At 64.2% G+C, this 16,897-nt stretch carries 17 protein-coding genes; 13 read left to right on the forward strand and 4 right to left on the reverse strand.

Going from position 1 to position 16,897, the window contains the following annotated elements; translation table 11 throughout:
* The first annotated feature begins 4 nt into the window (after positions 1 to 4).
* The 3 genes from mntR to orn all read left to right on the forward strand — a co-directional run bounded on the left by mntR (position 5) and on the right by orn (position 1,640).
* On the forward strand, positions 5 to 472 hold the full coding sequence (gene mntR / locus VC212_RS16395; RefSeq protein WP_055854570.1) for a manganese-binding transcriptional regulator MntR: 468 nt from the start codon (positions 5 to 7) through the stop codon (positions 470 to 472).
* A gap of 14 nt (positions 473 to 486) precedes the next feature.
* Positions 487 to 984, forward strand: a complete 498-nt coding sequence (tadA, locus tag VC212_RS16400) for a tRNA adenosine(34) deaminase TadA (RefSeq protein WP_323526380.1) — start codon at positions 487 to 489, stop codon at positions 982 to 984.
* 71 nt (positions 985 to 1,055) lie between these two features.
* Positions 1,056 to 1,640: an oligoribonuclease gene (gene orn / locus VC212_RS16405; RefSeq protein WP_055854059.1), complete on the forward strand. Its 585-nt coding sequence runs from the start codon at positions 1,056 to 1,058 to the stop codon at positions 1,638 to 1,640.
* Positions 1,641 to 1,802: 162 nt separating this feature from the next.
* Here the strand turns inward: orn and VC212_RS16410 are convergent, their stop codons facing one another.
* Together VC212_RS16410 and ppsA are read right to left on the reverse strand one after the other, a co-directional pair.
* Entirely contained in the window at positions 1,803 to 2,768 is a 966-nt protein-coding gene (locus tag VC212_RS16410; protein WP_323526382.1) for a mechanosensitive ion channel domain-containing protein, read from the reverse strand.
* Positions 2,768 to 5,146, reverse strand: coding sequence for a phosphoenolpyruvate synthase (ppsA, locus tag VC212_RS16415; protein ID WP_115513104.1), 2,379 nt, complete (start codon positions 5,144 to 5,146; stop codon positions 2,768 to 2,770). The genes VC212_RS16410 and ppsA overlap by 1 nt, the downstream gene beginning before the upstream one ends.
* A 142-nt stretch (positions 5,147 to 5,288) precedes the next feature.
* Between ppsA and VC212_RS16420 the strand changes: the two genes are divergently transcribed.
* The 3 genes from VC212_RS16420 (at position 5,289) to VC212_RS16430 (ending at position 7,521) form a co-directional block, all read left to right on the forward strand.
* A complete protein-coding gene (locus VC212_RS16420; protein ID WP_055854069.1) occupies positions 5,289 to 6,110 on the forward strand; it encodes a pyruvate, water dikinase regulatory protein in 822 nt (273 codons plus the stop codon).
* Between the two features lie 197 nt (positions 6,111 to 6,307).
* Positions 6,308 to 6,817 carry a DUF1249 domain-containing protein gene (locus VC212_RS16425; protein ID WP_115513103.1) on the forward strand — a complete coding sequence of 170 codons (510 nt, stop codon included), beginning with the start codon at positions 6,308 to 6,310 and terminating at the stop codon, positions 6,815 to 6,817.
* Positions 6,818 to 7,032: 215 nt separating this feature from the next.
* Positions 7,033 to 7,521, forward strand: a complete 489-nt coding sequence (locus tag VC212_RS16430; RefSeq protein WP_115553870.1) for an 8-oxo-dGTP diphosphatase — start codon at positions 7,033 to 7,035, stop codon at positions 7,519 to 7,521.
* Between the two features lie 237 nt (positions 7,522 to 7,758).
* Here the strand turns inward: VC212_RS16430 and VC212_RS16435 are convergent, their stop codons facing one another.
* Entirely contained in the window at positions 7,759 to 8,517 is a 759-nt protein-coding gene (locus VC212_RS16435; RefSeq protein ID WP_055854080.1) for a 3-hydroxybutyrate dehydrogenase, read from the reverse strand.
* A gap of 131 nt (positions 8,518 to 8,648) precedes the next feature.
* Between VC212_RS16435 and VC212_RS16440 the strand changes: the two genes are divergently transcribed.
* The 5 genes from VC212_RS16440 (at position 8,649) to VC212_RS16460 (ending at position 12,372) form a co-directional block, all read left to right on the forward strand.
* On the forward strand, positions 8,649 to 9,263 hold the full coding sequence (locus VC212_RS16440) for a CDP-alcohol phosphatidyltransferase family protein (RefSeq protein ID WP_055854083.1): 615 nt from the start codon (positions 8,649 to 8,651) through the stop codon (positions 9,261 to 9,263).
* A 55-nt stretch (positions 9,264 to 9,318) separates the two neighbouring features.
* Positions 9,319 to 10,530 carry a class III poly(R)-hydroxyalkanoic acid synthase subunit PhaE gene (gene phaE, locus VC212_RS16445; RefSeq protein WP_055854087.1) on the forward strand — a complete coding sequence of 404 codons (1,212 nt, stop codon included), beginning with the start codon at positions 9,319 to 9,321 and terminating at the stop codon, positions 10,528 to 10,530.
* Entirely contained in the window at positions 10,527 to 11,603 is a 1,077-nt protein-coding gene (locus VC212_RS16450; RefSeq protein ID WP_055854090.1) for a class III poly(R)-hydroxyalkanoic acid synthase subunit PhaC, read from the forward strand. The genes phaE and VC212_RS16450 overlap by 4 nt, the downstream gene beginning before the upstream one ends.
* 110 nt (positions 11,604 to 11,713) lie before the next feature.
* Positions 11,714 to 11,911, forward strand: a complete 198-nt coding sequence (locus VC212_RS16455; protein ID WP_055854095.1) for a PspC domain-containing protein — start codon at positions 11,714 to 11,716, stop codon at positions 11,909 to 11,911.
* A 5-nt stretch (positions 11,912 to 11,916) separates the two neighbouring features.
* Positions 11,917 to 12,372 carry a hypothetical protein gene (locus tag VC212_RS16460; RefSeq protein WP_193552594.1) on the forward strand — a complete coding sequence of 152 codons (456 nt, stop codon included), beginning with the start codon at positions 11,917 to 11,919 and terminating at the stop codon, positions 12,370 to 12,372.
* A 174-nt stretch (positions 12,373 to 12,546) separates the two neighbouring features.
* Here the strand turns inward: VC212_RS16460 and VC212_RS16465 are convergent, their stop codons facing one another.
* Complete coding sequence (locus VC212_RS16465; RefSeq protein WP_055854103.1) at positions 12,547 to 13,758, reverse strand: FAD-dependent oxidoreductase; 1,212 nt, start codon at positions 13,756 to 13,758, stop codon at positions 12,547 to 12,549.
* Between the two features lie 190 nt (positions 13,759 to 13,948).
* Here VC212_RS16465 and VC212_RS16470 point away from each other — a divergent pair, with 190 nt between their 5' ends.
* Together VC212_RS16470 and VC212_RS16475 are read left to right on the forward strand one after the other, a co-directional pair.
* Positions 13,949 to 14,176, forward strand: coding sequence for a hypothetical protein (locus VC212_RS16470; protein ID WP_055854106.1), 228 nt, complete (start codon positions 13,949 to 13,951; stop codon positions 14,174 to 14,176).
* A 103-nt stretch (positions 14,177 to 14,279) separates the two neighbouring features.
* Complete coding sequence (locus tag VC212_RS16475) at positions 14,280 to 16,643, forward strand: Tex family protein (protein WP_055854110.1); 2,364 nt, start codon at positions 14,280 to 14,282, stop codon at positions 16,641 to 16,643.
* Positions 16,644 to 16,897 lie beyond the last annotated feature (254 nt).

Consider the following 16,897-nt stretch of genomic DNA (forward strand, 5'->3'; position numbering starts at 1 on the left):
GCGGGTGGGCAAGAGCGAAAAGCTGGAGGCGGCCACGCCGTCCCTGATCGATGCGCAGGTGCATATGGAGAGCTTCCGCCAGGTGCGCGAAGCGCGCCGCGCCGAGCTGGTCGAGGACTATGTGGAGCTGATCTCCGATCTGCTGGTCGACGGCGGCGAAGCGCGGCAGGTCGATATCGCCGCGCGCCTGGGCGTGGCTCAGCCCACCGTGGCCAAGATGCTCAAGCGTCTGGTCCGCGACGGCTGGGTCGTGCAGCGCCCGTACCGCGGTGTGTTCCTGACCCCGGCCGGGGAGGCGTTGGCGGCTTCCAGTCGGCAGCGGCATCAGATCGTCGAGCGCTTCCTGCTCGCACTGGGCATCGATGAAGCCACTGCGCGTCGCGATGCGGAAGGCATCGAACACCATGTCAGCGAGGCGACCGTTGCCGCATTCGCCGCGTTTCTCGACCGCCAGGGCGGCAAGGCGAAGTGAGTGTGCCGGCCGCGATGTCGATCGATTCACCGCAGGCCGTCATCGATACGCAGTGGATGCAGCATGCGCTGCGTCTGGCCGAGCGTGCCGAGCGCGACTATGACGAAATCCCGGTTGGTGCCGTATTGATCGATGCCGATGGCAACGTGCTGGGCGAGGGCTGGAACTACAACATCGCCAGTCACGATCCCAGCGCGCATGCCGAGATCATGGCCATGCGCGAATGCGGACGCCGTCTGGCCAATCACCGCCTGATCGGTTGCACCTTGTACGTCACCCTGGAGCCGTGCGCGATGTGTGCCATGGCCATGATCCACGCGCGCATCGCACGCGTGGTGTTCGCCGCCAGCGACCCCAAGACCGGCGCCTGCGGCAGTGTCTTCGACCTGTTGGCCGACCCGCGTCACAACCATCGCGTGCAGGTGGCAGGCGGCGTGCTGGCGGCAGAGTCAAGCCTGCGGCTGACCAATTACTTTCGCGCCAAGCGTGGCAAGCCGCCGCTCGTACCCTGAGCGGCATGGCCGCGGTATGATGCGCGCCCTTTCAGTACCCCGGCCGGCAACGGCCTCCACAGGACGGTGATATGGCAGACAACGTTGCGGGCAACGACCGACTGATCTGGATCGATCTGGAAATGACCGGCCTGGATACCGATCGCGATTCGATCATCGAGATCGCCACCATCGTGACCGATGCGCAGTTGAACGTGCTGGCCGAAGGACCGGAACTGGCCATCGCCCATCCGCTGGCCACGCTGGAAGCGATGGACGAGTGGAACCGCAACCAGCACCGTCGTTCGGGCCTGTGGCAGCGTGTGCTCGACAGCCAGGTCACCCACGCACAGGCCGAAGCGCAGACGGTAGCGTTTTTGGGCGAATGGATCCGTGCCGGCGCCTCGCCGATGTGCGGCAACTCGATCTGCCAGGATCGCCGCTTCCTGCACCGACAGATGTCGCGCCTGGAACGTTATTTCCACTACCGCAACCTCGACGTATCCACCATCAAGGAACTGGCGCGCCGCTGGGCACCGACGGTGGCCAACGGATTTGCCAAGAACTCGGCACACACTGCGCTCAGCGATGTGCGCGATTCCATCGACGAACTGCGCCACTATCGGCAGTTCATGGGGGCGCTCGGCGGTGATACCGAGGCTGGCACGCAGGGCTGATCTGGCGGATGGGCGGCATGCGTTTTGGCGCGCTGCGCGTCGAGCGCGCCAACGCCAGGGCAACTGGCCGCAATCGCAGTAAAATCGCAGCAGGCAGTGACAAAACATAAAAGGCCGCATCTTTCGATGCGGCCTTTTGCTTTTGAAAGATGACGCAGATGTTCAGCGCGCCAACGGTGGCCCCTTGGTCAGGTCGCCGTCATCGGCGATGCCTTTGCGCAACAGATCCGAGATCGGCTTGCCATCGGCATCGTGGTGATACACATGCAGGTCGCGCTGCGGGTACGGAATGTTGAGCCCGTTTTCCAGCAGCTGGTTGCGGATTTGCTCCAGCGTGCTGCTCTTGGCCGCACCAAAATTGCCATTGGTGGCGTAAGCGAACAACATCAGATCCACCGTACTCTCGCCCAGGTTGGTCACCTGCACGAATGGTGCGGGTGAATCCAGAACGTTCGGATTGTCCTTGGCGATCTGCAGCAACAACTGCTGCGCTTTTTTCAGATCATCCTGATAACCCACGCCCACTGTCACTTCCAGGCGGCGGTTGGGCAGGGTGCTGTAGTTGATGATGGGCGCCGTGGTGATGGTGCTGTTGGGCAGGGTGATCATGCGCTCGTCGAAGGTCCGCAGACGGGTCTGGAAGATCCGGATCTCATCGACAATGCCTTCCTGGCCCGCGATCGCCACATGGTCGCCATCGCGCATCGGCCGCAGCACGATCAGCATGACGCCGGCGGCGATGTTGGACAGCGAGTCCTTCAACGCCAGACCGACTGCCAGGCCCGCCGCACCGAGCACCGCAATCAACGAGGTCGGCGGTACGCCGATCTGGCTCAACGCGCTGACGAATACCAACACCAGCAGCAATGCATACATCACATTGCGCAGGAAGTTGGTCAACGTGATTTCGATACGTGCACGGGTCAATGCACGATGCAGCCACTGGCTGAGCTGCTTGGCCAACCACATGCCGACCACCACGATCAGCAGCGCCACCCCCCAGTTCAACGCGTATTGTGCCCACGGGATCTTTGCCCAGTTGAACGCCCGCTCTGCAGTTGCCGTCGCCGCCGGTTTGGCAGCAGCTGCTCCCGCAGCTGCCGCCATCACTGCACCCAACAGTCCCATCAGCTCTCGCTCTTGAGCTTGGCCAGACGCAGCCAGGTATCGACCACGGTGTCAGGATTCAACGACACCGACTCGATGCCTTCCTGCATCAACCACTCGGCCAGTTCCGGGTGATCCGACGGCCCCTGGCCGCAGATACCCACGTACTTGCCCTTGGCGCGCGCCGACTTGATCGCCATCGACAGCAGCTTCTTGACCGCCGGGTTCCGCTCGTCGAATAGATGCGCCACGATCGACGAATCGCGGTCCAGGCCCAAGGTCAGCTGGGTCAGATCGTTGGAGCCGATCGAGAAGCCGTCGAAGATCTCCAGGAATTCATCCGCCAGCAGCGCGTTGGACGGCAGTTCGCACATCATGATGATCTTCAGCCCGTTCTCGCCCTGCTTGAGCCCGTTCTGCTCCAGCACTTCGATCACCTTGCGGCCTTCTTCCAGCGTCCGCACGAACGGGATCATCACCCAGAGATTGTCCAGGCCCATCTCGTTGCGCACCTTCAACACCGCCTTGCACTCCAGCGAGAACGCCTTGGTGAAGGACGGGTCGACATACCGGCTGGCGCCGCGGAAGCCGATCATCGGGTTCTCTTCGTGCGGCTCGTAACGCGAGCCGCCGATCAGGTTGGCGTACTCGTTGGACTTGAAGTCCGACAACCGCACGATCACCGTGTGCGGCGCCACCGATGCGGTCAAGGTGGCGATGCCTTCGGCCAGACGGTTGATGTAGAAGCTCACCGGGTCGCCGTAGCCGGCAATCTTGGCGTCGATCTTCTTGCGGACGTCGGCGTCCTGCTTGTCGTATTCCAGCAGCGCGTTCGGATGGATGCCGATGTGCGCGGCGATGATCATCTCCAGGCGCGCCAGGCCGATGCCGGCGTTGGGCAGCTGGCCGAAGTCGAAGGCGCGCTCCGGGTTGGCCACGTTCATCATGATCTTGAGCGGGGCCGGCGGCATGTTGCCCAGGTCGGTGGTGGTGCGCTCGAACGGCAGCAGGCCGTCGTAGATGAAGCCGGTATCCCCTTCGGCGCAGCTCACCGTCACTTCCTGACCGTCGCTGATCATGTCGGTGGCGTTGCCCGAGCCGACCACCGCCGGCACGCCGAGCTCGCGCGCGATGATCGCCGCATGGCAGGTACGGCCGCCACGGTTGGTGACGATCGCCGATGCACGCTTCATCACCGGCTCCCAATCGGGGTCGGTCATGTCAGCGATCAACACATCGCCCGCCTGCACGCGGTTCATGTCCTCCAGCGAGCGCACCACGCGCGCGACGCCGCTACCGATCTTGGCGCCGACCGCGCGGCCTTCGACCAGGATCTTGGCGCCCTTGGCGTCGAGCGAGAACCGCTCGATCTGGGTGGCGTGGCTGCGCGACTTCACCGTTTCCGGGCGCGCCTGCACGATAAACAGCTTGCCGCTCACGCCGTCCTTCGCCCACTCGATATCCATCGGCCGGCCGTAATGCTTTTCGATCACCAGCGCCTGCTTGGAAAGCTCCTGCACATCTTCGTCGCTGATCGAGAAGGTGTTGCGCAGTTCCACCGGGGTGTCTTCGGTGCGCACGCGCTCGCCGGGCACATCCGAATACACCATGCGGATCGCCTTGCTGCCGAGCGAGCGACGCAGGATCGCCGGCTTGCCTGCCGTGAGCGTGGGCTTGTAGACGTAGAACTCGTCGGGATTGACCGCGCCCTGCACGACCATTTCACCCAGGCCGAAGCTGGAGGTGACGAACACCACATCGCGGAAGCCGGACTCGGTGTCCAGCGTGAACAACACGCCGGCCGCGCCGACGCCCGAGCGCACCATCAGCTGCACGCCAGCCGACAGGAACACGTCTTCGTGCTTGAAGCCATGGTGCACGCGATACGCAATCGCGCGGTCGTTGTAGAGGCTGGCGAACACTTCCTTGACCTTGTGCACGACATCGTCGGCGCCGGTCACGTTGAGGAAGGTTTCCTGCTGGCCTGCGAAGGAGGCGTCCGGCAGGTCTTCCGCCGTTGCAGAAGAGCGCACCGCCACGGCTACTTCGCCGCCGCCGTTTTCTGCGCACAGCTGTTCGTAGGCGGTGCGGATGTCGCGGTCCAGTTCCGGCTGCAGCGGGGCATCGATCACCCAGCCGCGAATTTCCTTGCCGGCCACAGTGAGCGCGGTCACGTCTTCGACGTCCAGCGTTGCGAGCTTGTCGAAAATCCGCTTGGACAGATCGTTGTGCGCGATGAAGTCCTTGAACGCTTCTGAAGTGGTCGCATATCCACCAGGAACCGAAACGCCCAACCCGGCCAAGTTGCCGATCATCTCGCCGAGCGAGGAATTTTTACCGCCTACGCGGGCCAGATCGACCAGGCGTAGCTCATGCAACCACAGGATATTCTCGTTCAAGCGCGATGCTCCGTAAGGCCATCGCCCGAGCGGGCTGAATGGCCGCGACCGTAGGAAGAAGCCGCTATGATGCAGTGCACAGCGGAACCTGCACAAGCATGAACCCGTAAGTTTTGGACACTAGTTCAAAGAGGTGGTCTTGATGTCAACAATCCGGCCGGTGTTTTACGTCTCCGATGGAACCGGTATCACCGCTGAAACGATTGGGCATAGCCTGCTCACCCAGTTCAGCGGGTTCAACTTCGTCACCGACCGCATGTCGTTCATTGATGATGCAGAAAAAGCGCGCGATGCCGCGATGCGGGTGCGCGCTGCCGGCGAGCGTTACCAGGTGCGCCCGGTGGTGGTCAATTCATGCGTCGATCCACAGCTGAGCATGATCCTGGCCGAAAGCGGTGCCTTGATGCTGGATGTGTTCGCGCCCTTCATCGAACCGCTGGAGCGCGAGCTCAACGCGCCGCGCCACTCGCGCGTGGGCCGCGCGCACGGCATGGTCGATTTCGAGACCTATCACCGCCGCATCAATGCGATGAACTTCGCGCTGAGTCACGACGACGGCATTGCGCTCAACTATGACGAGGCCGATGTGATCCTGGTGGCGGTGTCGCGCGCGGGCAAGACGCCCACCTGCATCTACCTGGCCTTGCATTACGGCATCCGCGCCGCCAACTATCCGCTGACCGAAGAAGATCTGGAAAGCGAACGACTGCCGCCGCGATTGCGTAATTACCGCAACAAGTTGTTCGGCCTGACCATCGACCCGGAACGGTTGCAGCAGATTCGTCAGGAGCGTCGCGCCAACTCGCGCTACAGCGCGGCAGAAACCTGCCGACGCGAAGTCGCAACCGCCGAGCGCATGTTCCAGTTGGAGCGCATTCCCACGCTGAGCACCACCAACACCTCGATCGAAGAAATCTCCAGCAAGGTGTTGTCGACCCTGGGACTGCAGCGCGAGATGTTTTGAGGCCGGGATTGGTGGGGCGGGATGCGGGATCCGGCAAGCAAGCGGCGCGTCCACAGTCCGGGGGCTGCCGCCACGCGGCTGACGGCGTGCAGCCCAAGAAAAATCAAGCGGGCGGGGCAGGGCTCCGCCAAGGTAGGCCTGCCATTGGGCCCTCGTCAATGCTGCCCGTGCGGCAGCGCAGCGTGTAGGATCGGTGCATGGCCCAAGCATTGAGCAAACTCGAGATCATCCCCCGTCTGAGCCGGTTCGGTTGGCTGATGGGGTTGTACGCAGAAAACTTCCAGCATCTCACCCGGCTGTTCGCGCCGGCCGATCTGGCGCCTGGCTCGTATGTGTCGTCGATCGGCGATGGGCTGAACCTGCGGCTGGACGTGATCGAATGCCATCGCTACACCGTCGAACTGCGCCTGACCTACGACCTGTGCGACCCGGTGACCGGTGAGCCGGATCCGTCTGCGTATGTGCGTCTGTACCGCGATGCGCGTCAGGCCGAGACCACGCATTGTTATGTGGGCCGTCGCTGGCAGGACGTGATGGGGATGTTCCCGCCGCCGGCCGAGCTGATCAGTCACCGCATGCGCATGAACACCTTCCTGGGCAAGTGGCTGGAGTACCTGGCCGAACGCGGTCATGGAGTAGCCACCTTGCGGCTTGATACCGACTACGTTGCGCCGCCGCGGCCCAGCTCGCAGGTGGTTGTCGGTTAAGTGCATAGGCAGATGGCGCGTGCGCATCGTTAGCGAGCGCAGCTGTTAGACGGAAATGGTCAGTGATCGGCATGCGGGTGGGACTTGCCGATGCTTTGGCGCACGTTCACCGGAGTCGTTCAAGGCACGACCGCATAGCGCCCAATCACCGTTTGTCACCACGGCAGACGCATGTCATCGGTCATACTGATGCGCTTCGTTGCAGATCGCGCGCCATGCCCTATACCCCGATTGTCGCCACGCTTGGATATCTGTTGTCGCCCGACGGCACCCAGGTGCTGATGATCCACCGCAATGCCCGTCCCGGCGATCAACATCTGGGCAAGTACAACGGGCTCGGTGGCAAGGTGGAGCCGGACGAAGATGTGCTGGCCTGCATGCGCCGCGAGATCCGCGAAGAAGCCGGCGTCGCGTGCGGAGACATGCAATTGCGCGGCACCATCAGCTGGCCCGGGTTCGGCAAGCAGGGCGAGGACTGGCTGGGCTTCGTGTTCCTGATCCGCAGCTTCGATGGGACACCGCACACCTCCAATCCCGAAGGCACGCTGGAGTGGGTGCCTCTCGCGCAGATGGATCAGGTGCCGATGTGGGAGGGCGACCGCAACTTCCTGCCGCTGGTGTTCGATGGCGACCCGCGCCCTTTCCATGGGGTGATGCCGTATCGCGATGGGCGCATGCAATCGTGGAGCTATTCGCGGATTTGAGCGACAGGCGTGTGGGCCGCGTTGCGCCGGCGCCGCGCTCCGGGCCGCCGGCATGCCAGGTCGCACTTGTCCGGCTCACTCGTGCCGTCGGTCATCTCCGCAATCAGTCAAGCGAGATTGCCCGCACAGTTTTCCACATCCCCTGTGGATGGACGCTGCGAAAGTCTGTGGACAAGTCCGCAAGCCGCCTGCGGCGCAACGCGCTCGCGCAGGCTGGTCAAAATTTCGCCAGTGCAATTATTGGGCGGTCCAGCCACCATCGATGGCGATGGATTGCCCGGTGATGTTGCGTGCCGCATGCGACATCAGGAACGCCACCGTGCCGGCCAGCTCGTCGTACTCGATGAAGGCGCCCTTGGGCATCGGCTTGAGCATCACATCGCGGACCACCGCCTCTTCGGCAATGCCGCGCGCGCGCGCCTGGTCGGCGATCTGGCGCTCCACCAGTGGCGTGCGCACATAGCTGGGGCACAGCGTGTTGACGGTAATGTCGCAGTCGGCAGTTTCCAGTGCGATCACCTTGGCCAGGCCGACCAGGCCATGCTTGGCGGCCACATACGCGCTCTTGTAGGGGCTGGCGACCAGCGAGTGGATGCTGCCGATATTGACGATGCGTCCATAGCCTGCCGCGCGCATGCCCGGCAGCACGGCACGGCTGAGTCGTGCTGCGCCGGTCAACATGACGTCGACCAACAGCGCCCAGCGCTGCATCGGGAAATCTTCCAGCGCGGCGACCTGCTGCAGGCCGGCATTGTTCACCAGCACTTGCGGCGGCTGCGAGGCGCCGGCCAGCGCGTGCGCAATGCTGTCGTCGTCGGTGACATCCAGCACCAGTGCTTCGGCCGAGCCGCCAGCATCGCGCACGCGCTGGGCCGTGTGCTCGGCGGCGGCCTGGTCCATGTCGCTGACCAGCAGATGGTGGCCGTCGCTTGCCAGATGGGTGGCGATGCCGGCGCCAATGCCGCTGCCCGCGCCGGTGATCAGGATGCTGCGCATCGGGTGTCCTTCACTGTGGTGCGCAGCCGGGAGCGGCCACGCTGATCGCCAGCCTAGCGGAGGACGGGTAAACGGTCGCCTGCACGGCGCGCGCGCGTTACCCTTTGCGCCTCGCTCTGATCAGGTTTCGCATGAAACGCCATTTTTCGATGCTGCGCGATTTCCAACTTGCGGACTGGTTCACGCTGGCCAATGCCTTCTGCGGCACCGGCGCAGTATTCGCAGCGATGCGGTTCCTGCAGGAAGGGCACAGCGGGGACCTGTTGCTGGGTATGGCGCTGATCCCGTTGGCGTTCGTGTTCGATGCGCTGGACGGGCACGTCGCGCGTTGGCGCAAGGCGTCTTCCACCCTGGGCCGCGAGCTGGATTCGCTGGCCGACGTAATTTCGTTCGGCGTGGCGCCGGCGGCGTTGGGTTATGCCTGCGGCATGCGTGGCGGCTGGGATTGGCTGGTGCTGAGCTATTTCGTCTGCTGCGGCGTGAGCCGGCTGGCGCGGTACAACGTGACGGCCGAAGAGATCGCCGGCGAAGCCGACAAGGTGCCGTACTTCGAAGGCACCCCGATTCCGACCAGTCTGGTGCTGGTGATCCTGCTCGCGGTCGCCGCCAGCAGCGGGCATATCGGCGACGCCCTGTGGTGGGGCCAGTGGCAGCTCGGGCCGTGGCAGTTCCACCCGCTGGTGCTGCTGTTTGCCGTCTCCGGCTCGCTGATGATCAGCAAGACGTTGCGGATCCCCAAGCCCTGAGCGGCACGCCTGGTTACACGCGGTAGGATGGCTCGGTGGATCGTCACAGGAGGGAATGATGGCAAGCAGCGGTTCGGACAACGGCAACGTCGAGGACAAGGCACGCCAGTATTGGGCGGCCTGGGGAGACGCCATGCGCCACGGCCAGTCTGGCTCCGCTGCGCAGCCACCGCCGGCGTCCGGCGGCGATGCCCCGCAGGACTGGAGAAAGGCAGTGGACTGGTGGTCGCAGCTGCTGCCCACCCAGGCCGCGCCGCAGGCGCAGGAAGCCATCGACCGCTTCCGCACCCAGGCTGGCGGCTGGTTCGGCACCATGCAGCAGGTGGCCGGGCAGTTCGCCGGCCGCGACACCTCCGCCAACGAAGTCTCCGATGCCTGGCGCCGCGCCGTGCAGGGGCAGGGCGAGCAACTGATGCAGTGGACGCTGGGCTCGCTGCGCGGCGGCAGCCCCGGCGGCTTCGACCCGTGGCTGCAGCAGGCGGCGCAGGCGCTGGGCAAATGGCGCGAAGAAAACGCGCCGTGGTTGGACATGCCGGCCTTCGGGTTGAACCGCAATCATCAGGCGCGCCTGCAGAAACTGGCGCGCGCGCAACAGGACTATCAGGCGCAATCGCAGGCCTACGGCGAGCAACTCAAGGCAGCGATCGAGCAGGCCTTCACCCGTTTCACCACCAAGCTGAGCGAGCACGAAAGCAGCGGCAGCCAGCTGACCAGTGCGCGCGCCTTGTTCGATCTGTGGATCGAGGCGGCCGAAGAGTCCTATGCCGATGTGGCGTTGTCGGATCGGTTTCGCGACGTGTATGGCGGGTTCGCCAACGCGCACATGCGCTTGCGCGCGGCCTTGCAGGAGGAGGTCGAACAGCTCAGCGAACGTTTCGGGATGCCGACGCGTTCGGAGATGGATGCCGCGCATCGCCGTATCGCAGAACTGGAGCGCGCGGTGCGCCGGATGCTGCGCACCGCCGCCGGTACCAGCACCAGCACCAAGGCGGCTGAAAAGCCGGCCGAGGACACCACCGCTGATCCGCAGGCGTCGTCTCCGCCCAAACGTGCAGCGCCGCCCAACGCCGCCGCTGCGCGCAAGCCGGCCGCGGCAACCGCTGCAGTAAAAAAGACCGCGGCCAAAAAATCTGCGCCCAAGAAGACCGCAGCTGCAACACCTGCGGTGAAAAAGACCGCCACAGCGAAAGCCGCATCGAAACCGTCGTCCGGCAAGGCGTCCGGCAGTAAGCCGGTCGCACGCACCCCACGTGGAGCCAAGGCATGAAAGGGCCGTTGGGATTCAGTGCCGAAGACCTGATGCAGGAAACCCTGTCGCTGCAACGCAAGCTGCGCGAAGGCCTGAAACTGCTGCCCGGTGTGGAAGACGTTGACTATGGCGTCACCGAACGCGAAGAAATCTGGCGCGACGGCAAGGTGGTGCTGTATCGCTTTGTCGGCGAGCAGGCGCCGGTGGCCAAGACGCCGCTGCTGATCGTGTATGCGTTGGTCAATCGTCCGTACATGGTGGACCTGCAGGCCGACCGTTCGCTGGTCAAGGGCCTGTTGAGTCACGGCCAGGATGTCTACGTGCTGGACTGGGGCTACCCGGACCGCTCCGAGCGCTATCTCACGCTCGAAGACTATCTGCTGCGCTACATCGATGGCGCGGTGGATCACCTGCGTGCGCAATCGGGGCTGGAGGCGGTGGACGTGCTCGGCATCTGCCAGGGCGGCACCTTTTCGTTGTGCTACGCCGCGCTGCAACGGCACAAGGTGCGCAACCTCATCACCATGGTCACGCCGGTGGATTTCCACACTCCCGACAACATGCTGTCCAACTGGGCGCGCATGGTCGATGTGGATCTGTTCGTGGACACCATGGGCAACGTGCCGGCGGATCTGATGAACGCCAGTTACCTGATGCTCAAGCCGTTCCGGCTTAATTTGCAGAAGTACGTCGGCTTGCTGGACATCCTCGACGACAAGCAGGCGCTGGAAGACTTCTTGCGCATGGAAAAGTGGATCTTTGATTCGCCGGATCTGGCGGGCGAGGCGTTCCGCGAGTTCGTGACCTTGTTCTACCAACGCAATGGGCTGGTCACCGGCCAAGTGAGCATCGGCGGGCAGGCGGTGGATCTGCAGGACGTCGATATGCCGGTGCTCAATATCTATGCCGAACACGATCATCTGGTGCCACCGGATGCCTCGCGCGCCTTGCGTGGGCTGGTGGGCAGCAAGGATTACAGCGAACTGAGTTTTCGCGGCGGACATATCGGGATCTACGTGTCCGGACGTGCCCAGCGCGAGGTGCCGGTGGCGATCCATCGCTGGCTGCAGGAGCGCGACCGCATCGCCTGATGCGCCGCATGCAACCGCGCAGGCCTGCGTGCGACCGCATGCCGCCACCCATCACGGCCCGCTGCTGCCCGGCTTTTTAGACTGCTTGCTACGTTTGAAGGAGCGTTTTCATGGCCACCACTGCACTGTCCCGTTCTCTCAATGACCGCATGATCGCCGGTGTTGTCGGCGGGATTGCGCGCCGCTTCGGATGGAGCTCCACCTTGCTGCGCGTTCTGTTCGTGATCGTCTCGATCGCCTCGGCCGCGTTTCCCGGCATCCTGGTCTATCTGATCCTGTGGCTGCTGATCCCCGCGCAGGCCGATTGAGGCCGTTGCGGCGCGCGCCATCGGCTGTGTTGGCGCTTGGCGCGTTGTGGACGCTGCCCAACACCGCGCTTGGCCTGTTGATCGGCGCCATTGGCAGTTGTTTTGGCGCCCGCCCGCGCTGGTCCCGTCATGAGCTCGCGTTTGTCTTTCATGCCTGGCCCTGGGGGCCGGGCGGGGCGATGACCTTGGGTAATGTGATCCTGCTCAAGGGCGCATCGCTGGATCTGCAATGCAGCACCTATGCACACGCGGCCGGCCGTTGCGAGCATCCGCCGGTGCGTCTGGGCGATCACGAGCGCGCACATGTGTATCAATACATGTTGCTCGGGCCGCTGTTCCTGCCGGTGTATCTGATGTGCGGCGGCATCCATGTGCGCAACCCGCTGGAGCGGGCGGCCGATGCGTATGCGATGCATGGGCATGGCTGGTGGCCGTGGTGGCCATCGACCTGGAGCGGCTAACCACGTTCCTGCGCTCACTGCGGGGCTGACGCATCCGGTGCTCGGTGTACGCGTACACCCCGTTTGTGATGGCGCAGTCCACGCCGGCCTGAAGACTGTTCGCTATGCTTTGTCAGCCGCGCTTAGTGGCAGCAGCGCCTGCTCGGCGACTGCATCGCAAGAAGGCAATCGCCCTCAATCCAGTCGCGAGAACCCGAACAGGTCCGACAGCGGGTGCGGCTTACCTTCCAATTGCGCACGCAGCAGCCCGGCACCGATCGCGCTATAGGTGATGCCGTTGCCGCCGTAGGCCATTGCAAACAAGACGCGCGTGCCTTGTTCGGCATGCGCGCCGAAGAACGGCAGGCCGTCGGCGGTTTCGGCAAACGTGCCGCCCCACGAAAACACCGGGCGCAGACGCACGTCCGGCATGGTCTTGCCGATCTTCTTCAGCAGCGTCTTCAATTTGCTTTCCACGCGCGCATCGCGGCGCGCCGGGATGTCCACGTTGTCGTCCTCACCGCCGGCCACCACACGGCCATCGGGTGTGCTGCGTAGGTACAGATACGGGCGTGCGGTCTCCCACATCATGGTGTGCTTGAGCGCACCGATCTCGCTGTCGTGCAGCGGGTCGGTCACGAACGCATAGCTGCTGCGATTACGTGCCACACGCTGCGACAGCCACTGCTGGTTGCCATAGCCTGCGGCCATGATCACGTGCTTGGCGCGCACGACGACGCCTTCTTGAGTACGTAATTCCACGTGCTGATCGTGCGGGACAATGGTCGCGATCGTAGTGCGATCGAAGATGCGTCCGCCGTACTGCTCGCATTCGGCGAATAGGCGATAGCACAGCCGATACGGGTCGACGCTGGCGGCCAGGCGGCTGAGGATGGCGCCGTCGGAGCGCACGCCGTAGTCGTGCCAGAGCGGCTCGCGCTCGATCCACTCCACCGGTAGCTGATGGGTCTGGCGTGCGTCGAGCTCGCGCCGCAGGTCTTTCAGATCGCGCGCACGGCTGGCGTAGTAGAGGCTGTCCTGGCGGGTGAAGTCGCAGCCACCCAGGCTGTCGCACAGGTCCTGCAGGTCGACGATAGCCTGCGCACAGGCGCCGTAAGCGAGCGCGGCTGCCGGCATGCCGTGTTGTTTGGCCAGATCGATCATTGGCGTATCGATTTCGTATTGCAGCAGTGCAGTGCTGGCCGAGGTACTGCCCCAGCCGATCTCGCGTTGTTCGACCACCACCACCTCATGGCCATTGCGCAGCAATTCGTGCGCGATCAGCGCGGCAGTCACGCCGCCGCCCACGATGACGACCTCGGCCTGGGTGTCTTGCTCCAGGCGTGGATAGGCGCGCATCAATCCATTACGGATCGACCAGAACGGGTAGCCACTTTTGAGGTCCATGCGATGTCGTGAGAAAGCGGGTGGACGGAGATTGGACGACCAAGCAGGGTGAAGCACTCGTGAGGTGCGTCAGGTCTTGAGGCCGTCACTAAACCGCAAACAGCCGGCGTTAACGTGCGTGGAAAGCTCCTCACGACGCGCTCGTTATGCTCGCGCCTCCAACGCAACAACAGCAGCAAAAGGGTGTGGCATGTCGATTGTCCTGTACGTCGGTGGCAGCAAAGATGGCGACAAGGGTGTTGTGCCTTACGGGTTCAGCAAGTCGCGGGCAATGACTGACGCCGGCCCGGAGATCTATGTGGAACGCATGGTGCCGCTGAAGAACGTCGGCAAGATCCGTGTCATGGCCCTGGAATCCATGCACGAAAGCATTCTGGTCGAGCGCGCCGCCACCCATTACGCGCACCGCGCCAGCTGAGCGCGGCGGCATAGGTTTACGGCGGCGCTGTCAACGGGTTTCCGTCGCGCGCCCACACTGCGAAAATGCTTTTTTTCAGTGAAGCGGTTTATTCCGCGCCGCCATGCACGACAGCCAGCTTGCCCAGCAGATCGCTCGCACCATCGCCGACGAGATCGGTGCCCAACCCGCCCAGGCGCGCGCCGCCATCGCGCTTCTCGACGAAGGCGCCAGCGTGCCGTTCATCGCCCGCTACCGAAAAGAAGTCACCGGCGGCCTGGACGATACCCAGCTGCGTAACCTGGAAACGCGCCTGACCTATCTGCGCGAGCTGGAAGACCGGCGTGCGGCGATCCTGTCCAGCATTGGCGAACAAGGCAAACTCAGCGACGAACTGCGCAACGAGATCGCCGCTGCCGACACCAAGTCGCGGCTGGAAGATCTGTATCTGCCTTACAAGCCCAAGCGCCGCACGCGTGCGCAGATCGCGCGCGAAGCCGGGCTGGAGCCATTGGCCGATGGCCTGCTGGCCGACCCGACGCAGGCGCCGGAGGTGGCTGCCGCCGCCTTCATCGACGCCGAGAAGGGTGTTGCCGACATCAAGGCCGCGCTGGAAGGCGCCCGCGCCATCCTGATGGAGCGCTGGGGCGAAGATGCCGCGCTGGTTGGCGAGTTGCGTAGCTGGCTCAACGATAACGGCGTGATCCGCGCGCGCGTCGCCGAGGGCAAGGAAGAGGCCGGTGCCAAGTACCGCGATTACTTCGACCATGCCGAAGCGCTGGCGAAAATTCCGTCGCACCGCTTGCTGGCGCTGTTCCGCGCGCGCCGCGAAGAATTTCTCTATCTCGACCTCGACCCGGGCAGCGATGCCGAAGCCGGGCATCAGTACGCCGAAGGCCGGGTGGCGCGCAGTGCCGGCATTTCCAACCAGGGTCGCCCGGCCGACCGCTGGTTGCTGGACGCGTGCCGGCTGACCTGGCGCGCCAAGTTGCACATGCACCTGCTGCTGGACCTGTTCAACCAGGCCCGCGAGAAGGCCGAGGCCGAAGCGATTGCGGTGTTCGGCGACAATCTCAAGGACCTGATGCTGGCCGCGCCGGCCGGCCCGCGCGTGGTGCTGGGGCTGGACCCGGGCATCCGCACCGGCTGCAAGATCGCCGTGGTCGATGCCACCGGCAAGCTGGTGGCGACCGAGACGATCTACCCGCACGAGCCCAAGCGGCAGTGGGACCAATCGCTGCAGACGATCAAAAAATTGTGCATGCAGCACAACGTGGAGCTGATCGCGATCGGCAACGGCACCGCCAGCCGCGAAACCGACAAGCTGGCCGGTGAGGCGATCGCGCTGTGCGGGGCGACCAAGTTGCAGAAGGTCGTGGTCAGCGAAGCGGGGGCGTCGGTGTATTCGGCGTCCGAGTTTGCCGCCAAGGAATTCCCGGAGCTGGACGTCTCGCTGCGCGGCGCGGTGTCGATCGCACGGCGCTTGCAGGACCCGCTGGCCGAGTTGGTCAAGATCGAGCCCAAGGCAATCGGCGTGGGCCAGTACCAGCACGACGTGGATCAGTACCGCCTGGCCAAGGCGCTGGAGGCGCGCGTGGAAGACTGCGTCAACGCCGTTGGCGTCTACGTCAACACCGCCTCGGCCGCGCTGCTGTCGCGCGTATCGGGTCTGTCCGGCACGGTCGCGGAAAACATTGTGCGCCATCGCGACGACAATGGCCCGTTCAAGCGTCGCAAGGATCTGCTCAAGGTGCCGCGCCTGGGCGACAAGACTTTCGAACAATGCGCCGGTTTTTTGCGCATTGCCGATGGCGACGAGCCGCTGGATGTGTCGGCCGTGCATCCGGAAGCCTATCCGGTGGTCGAGCGCATCGTCGCCAACACCGGCAAGCCGATCAAGGCGTTGCTGGGCGATGGCAGTTTCCTGCGCGGCTTGAAGCCGGAGCTGTTTACCGATGCGCAGTTCGGTGTGCCGACCGTGCGCGACATCCTGAAAGAGATGGAAAAACCCGGCCGCGACCCGCGTCCTGAGTTCAAGGCTGCGCAATTTGCCGACGGCATCGAGGACATCAAGCACCTCAAGCCGGGCATGGTGCTGGAAGGCGTAGTCAGCAATGTGGCCGCGTTCGGCGCCTTCGTCGATATCGGCGTGCATCAGGATGGGTTGGTGCACATCTCCGCGTTGTCGGACACCTTCGTCAAGGATCCGCGCGATGTGGTCAAGGCCGGCGATATCGTCAAGGTCAAGGTGCTGGAAGTGGACGTGCCGCGTAAGCGCATCGCACTGACCTGCCGCCTGTCCGACACGCCGCCGGCGGCAGATGGCACGGCGCAGTCGCGCGATGCACGCGGCAGTGGCGGGCCGGGGCAGGGCCGTCGCGACGGCGGCGGACGTGGGCCGGCACCCGGCAACAGCAAGCCGCGGACCACTGCGCCACCGGCCGATAACGCACTGGCCGCGGCGTTCGCGCGCGCCAAGCGCAGCTGAGTCATGCTGCCTGGCGCGGCGACTGTCTTTGAGTGATTGGGCAGCAACGTTGCAGATCAGTTGTAGAGCGACTGCTTTGCAACGTTACAGCAGGGCCGTTGCCCGCCCGCCATCGCGGGACACGCCGCAAGTACGTCCTTGTCGGCTCTTATGCGGCATCCATGCCGCATAAGGTCCCGCGACGGTGGGCGGGCAATGACCAGTCGAAATGGTCGGTGTGCATGTTTTCAACAACGCAGCCGACTCACAGGTTG

The organism is Xanthomonas sp. WHRI 8932A (assembly GCF_035012785.1).
Lineage (GTDB): Bacteria > Pseudomonadota > Gammaproteobacteria > Xanthomonadales > Xanthomonadaceae > Xanthomonas.

What these genes read in the sequence shown, in the direction of transcription:
- VC212_RS16475 (WP_055854110.1), top strand. Translation starts at nt 14,280, where the DNA reads ATGCACGACAGCCAGCTTGCCCAGCAGATCGCTCGCACCATCGCCGAC.
- VC212_RS16465 (WP_055854103.1), bottom strand. Translation starts at nt 13,758, where the DNA reads ATGGACCTCAAAAGTGGCTACCCGTTCTGGTCGATCCGTAATGGATTG.
- VC212_RS16450 (WP_055854090.1), top strand. Translation starts at nt 10,527, where the DNA reads ATGAAAGGGCCGTTGGGATTCAGTGCCGAAGACCTGATGCAGGAAACC.
- VC212_RS16470 (WP_055854106.1), top strand. Translation starts at nt 13,949, where the DNA reads ATGTCGATTGTCCTGTACGTCGGTGGCAGCAAAGATGGCGACAAGGGT.
- VC212_RS16425 (WP_115513103.1), top strand. Translation starts at nt 6,308, where the DNA reads ATGGCCCAAGCATTGAGCAAACTCGAGATCATCCCCCGTCTGAGCCGG.
- orn (WP_055854059.1), top strand. Translation starts at nt 1,056, where the DNA reads ATGGCAGACAACGTTGCGGGCAACGACCGACTGATCTGGATCGATCTG.
- tadA (WP_323526380.1), top strand. Translation starts at nt 487, where the DNA reads ATGTCGATCGATTCACCGCAGGCCGTCATCGATACGCAGTGGATGCAG.
- phaE (WP_055854087.1), top strand. Translation starts at nt 9,319, where the DNA reads ATGATGGCAAGCAGCGGTTCGGACAACGGCAACGTCGAGGACAAGGCA.
- VC212_RS16440 (WP_055854083.1), top strand. Translation starts at nt 8,649, where the DNA reads ATGAAACGCCATTTTTCGATGCTGCGCGATTTCCAACTTGCGGACTGG.
- VC212_RS16410 (WP_323526382.1), bottom strand. Translation starts at nt 2,768, where the DNA reads ATGGGACTGTTGGGTGCAGTGATGGCGGCAGCTGCGGGAGCAGCTGCT.
- VC212_RS16435 (WP_055854080.1), bottom strand. Translation starts at nt 8,517, where the DNA reads ATGCGCAGCATCCTGATCACCGGCGCGGGCAGCGGCATTGGCGCCGGC.
- VC212_RS16455 (WP_055854095.1), top strand. Translation starts at nt 11,714, where the DNA reads ATGGCCACCACTGCACTGTCCCGTTCTCTCAATGACCGCATGATCGCC.
- VC212_RS16430 (WP_115553870.1), top strand. Translation starts at nt 7,033, where the DNA reads ATGCCCTATACCCCGATTGTCGCCACGCTTGGATATCTGTTGTCGCCC.
- VC212_RS16420 (WP_055854069.1), top strand. Translation starts at nt 5,289, where the DNA reads ATGTCAACAATCCGGCCGGTGTTTTACGTCTCCGATGGAACCGGTATC.